Source organism: Novosphingobium sp. SG751A (genome assembly GCF_013149295.1).
In the GTDB taxonomy this organism is placed as follows: Bacteria; Pseudomonadota; Alphaproteobacteria; order Sphingomonadales; family Sphingomonadaceae; genus Novosphingobium.
The window spans coordinates 1-3,398 of sequence record NZ_JABGCB010000052.1 but is presented as its reverse complement, the minus strand read 5'-3'; the positions used below and the strand labels follow the sequence as shown (position 1 = coordinate 3,398).

Below are 3,398 nucleotides of genomic sequence, written 5' to 3'. Positions count from 1 at the left end.
GGCACGGGTGTTGACTTGTCGAATGTGAAGATGAGCATGAACCCGTTTGACGAGATCGCGGTGGAAGAGGCGGTTCGGCTGAAGGAGAAGGGCGTGGCGAGCGAGGTGGTCGTCGTGTCGATCGGCCCGGCGAAGGCGCAGGAGACGTTGCGTTCGGCGCTGGCGATGGGGGCGGACCGGGCGATTCTGGTGGGCACCGAAGTGGCGGTTGAGCCGCTGTCGGTGGCCAAGATCCTTAAGGCGATTGTGGCCGAGGAGGCGCCGGGTCTGGTGTTGCTGGGCAAGCAGGCGATTGACGATGATAATAACCAGACCGGTCAGATGCTGGCCGCCTTGCTGGGTCGCCCGCAGGGGACGTTTGCTTCGCGGGTCGAGGTGGATGGCGAGCATGTGCTGGTGACGCGCGAGGTTGACGGCGGTCTGGAGACGGTGCGGCTGAGCCTGCCCGCGATCGTGACGACGGACCTGCGGCTCAATGAACCGCGCTATGCTTCGCTGCCCAACATCATGAAGGCCAAGTCGAAGAAGCTCGAGACGAAGAGCCCGGCCGATTACGGCGTGGACGTGACGCCGCGCGTCAAGGTGCTGAAGGTTTCCGAACCGGCGGTGCGCAGCGCGGGCGTGAAGGTGGCCGATGTCGATGCGCTGGTGGGCAAGCTTAAAGAATTGGGCGTCGCCTGAGCGGAGGCGAGGGCGAAACCAAGAAAAGGAATTATAAGATGAGCGTTCTGGTTTGGGCTGAACATGACAATGCGGCCTTGAAGGATGCCACGCTGTCGGCGGTGAGCGCGGCCTTGCAACTGGGCGAGGTGCATGTGCTGGTGGCCGGTTCGGGCGTTGGCGGCGTGGCCGAGGCGGCGAGCAGGATTGCGGGCGTGGCCAAGGTGCTGGTGGGCGATGATGCGGCCTATGAACATGGCCTGCCCGAGAATATCGCGCCGCTGGTGGCGGGTCTGATGGGCGGCTATGACGCCTTTGTGGCGCCTGCGACGACCACGGGCAAGAACATCGCCCCGCGCGTGGCGGCCTTGCTCGATGTGGCGCAGATCTCGGATATTCTGAGCGTGGAAGGGCCCAAGAGTTTCACCCGCCCGATCTATGCGGGCAATGCGATCGCCACGGTCGAGAGCTCGGATGCCAAGCTGGTGATCACCGCGCGCGGCACCGCCTTTGCCAAGGCGGCGGCGGACGGCGGCAGCGCGGCCATCGAGAGCATCGCCACCACCGGCGACGCGGGGCTGTCGAGCTTTGTGGGCGCGGAAATCGCCAAGAGCGAACGGCCCGAACTGACCAGCGCCAAGGTGATCGTGTCGGGCGGTCGCGCTCTGAAGGATGCCGAGACCTTTGCCGCCACGATCCTGCCGCTGGCCGACAAGCTGGGCGCGGCGGTGGGCGCATCGCGCGCTGCCGTGGACGCAGGCTATGTGCCCAATGACTATCAGGTGGGCCAGACCGGCAAGATCGTCGCGCCGCAGGTCTATGTGGCCGTCGGCATTTCCGGGGCGATCCAGCACTTGGCGGGCATGAAGGACAGCAAAACCATCATCGCCATCAACAAGGACGAGGACGCGCCGATCTTTCAGGTGGCCGATATCGGGCTGGTGGCGGACCTGTTTACCGCCGTGCCCGAACTGACGGGGAAGCTCTGAGCCATGAGCGATATCCAGCACGAGGAGGGCCAGCGCGAGGAGGGCCGGCGCGAGACCATGCCCTATGATGTGGTGGTGGTCGGCGGGGGTCCTGCGGGGCTTTCGGCCGCCATCCGGATCAAGCAGTTGAATGCCGATCTGAGCGTCTGCGTGCTGGAGAAGGGCTCGGAAGTGGGGGCGCATATTCTGTCGGGCGCGGTGGTTGATCCGCGCGCGCTGGATGAACTGCTGCCCGATTGGCGCACCGACGACTGCCCGCTTGCCGAAACTCCGGTGACCGACAACTGGCACTGGGTGCTGACCAAAACGGGCAAATATTCGGTGCCCCACGCGCTGATGCCGCCGTTTATGAGCAATGACGGCAATTACACCGCCAGCCTTGGCAATCTGTGCCGCTGGCTGGGCGGCAAGGCCGAGGAGCTGGGGGTGGAGATCTTCCCCGGCTTCCCGGCGGCCGAGCTGCTCTATGATGGCGAGAAACTCATCGGCGTGCAGACCGGCGACATGGGCGTCGATCATGAGGGCAAGGCGAAGGGCGACTATCAGCCCGGCATGAACCTGACGGCCAGATACACTATTCTGGCGGAGGGCGCGCGCGGGCATCTGACCAAAAGGGTCAAGGCCAAGTACGATCTTGAGCGCGATTGTCAGCCGCAGGTTTACGGTCTGGGCATCAAGGAATTGTGGGACATTGACCCCGCCAAACACGTTCCCGGCCGGGTGCTGCACACGCAGGGCTGGCCGCTGTCCGAGAGCGAGAGCTGGGGCGGGGGCTTCCTCTATCATCAGGCGGGCGGTCAGGTGGCGCTGGGGTTTGTGACGGCGCTGGATTACGCGAACCCGCATGTGTCTCCTTACGAGGAATTCCAGCGCTGGAAGCAGCATCCTGAAATCCGGGCGATCCTCGAAGGCGGCAAGCGGGTCAGCTATGGCGCGCGGGTGATCAACGAGGGCGGTTGGCAGTCGGTGCCGCATCTGGCCTTTCCGGGCGGGGTGCTGGCGGGATGCAGCGCGGGCTTTGTCAATGTGCCGCGCATCAAGGGCAGCCACACCGCGATGAAGAGCGGCATGCTGGCCGCAGAAGCCATCGTGGAAGCCATCGCGGCGGGCCATGAAGGCACGCAGCTTGATGGCTATGAGGCCACCTTGCGCGAAAGCTGGATCGCGGACGAGCTGAAGCTGGTGCAGAACGCCCAGCCTCTGGTGGCCAAATTCGGCGGGGCGCTGGGCACGGTGCTGGCGGGCGCGGACATGTGGGCGCGATACCTGCGGGTGAACCCGTTCGGCGCGATGGTCCATCATACCGACGCCGAGGCCACCGGGCGGGCCGATCTCTATCAGCCCATCGCCTATCCCAAGCCCGATGGCGTGATCAGCTTCGACCGGCTGACCAATGTCTCCTTCTCCTTCACCAACCATGAGGAGGATCAGCCGTGCCATCTCAAACTCACCGATCCCTCGGTGCCCACGCGCGTCAACCTGCCCCGCTATGCCGGGCCGGAAGCGCGCTATTGCCCCGCCGGGGTCTATGAGTTCGTCGATGCTCCGGGCGGCGAAGGGGCCGAAACCCGCCTCCAGATCAACGCCCAGAACTGCGTCCATTGCAAGACCTGCGACATCAAGGACCCAACGCAAAACATCACATGGGTCGCGCCCGAAGGCGGCGGTGGGCCCAATTATCCCAATATGTGAGAAGAAGGAGAATATGCGAGGGTCTAGACCCTCGCGCTCCCGGGACTGTCTGCGTGG

General features: G+C 64.7%; 3 protein-coding genes. All 3 read left to right on the top strand.

The annotated features are described in order from the left end of the window. Positions 1-681, top strand: a 681-nt coding sequence (locus tag FHW96_RS25740) for an electron transfer flavoprotein subunit beta/FixA family protein (protein WP_172343416.1), incomplete at its 5' end; no start/stop codon positions are given. A gap of 38 nt (positions 682-719) precedes the next feature. Then, positions 720-1,649 carry an electron transfer flavoprotein subunit alpha/FixB family protein gene (locus FHW96_RS25735; RefSeq protein WP_172343415.1) on the top strand — a complete coding sequence of 310 codons (930 nt, stop codon included), beginning with the start codon at positions 720-722 and terminating at the stop codon, positions 1,647-1,649. Between the two features lie 3 nt (positions 1,650-1,652). Then, a complete protein-coding gene (locus FHW96_RS25730; RefSeq protein ID WP_253951275.1) occupies positions 1,653-3,341 on the top strand; it encodes an electron transfer flavoprotein-ubiquinone oxidoreductase in 1,689 nt (562 codons plus the stop codon). Positions 3,342-3,398: the final 57 nt, after the last annotated feature.

What these genes read in the sequence shown, in the direction of transcription:
- FHW96_RS25735 (WP_172343415.1), top strand. Translation starts at nt 720, where the DNA reads ATGAGCGTTCTGGTTTGGGCTGAACATGACAATGCGGCCTTGAAGGAT.
- FHW96_RS25730 (WP_253951275.1), top strand. Translation starts at nt 1,653, where the DNA reads ATGAGCGATATCCAGCACGAGGAGGGCCAGCGCGAGGAGGGCCGGCGC.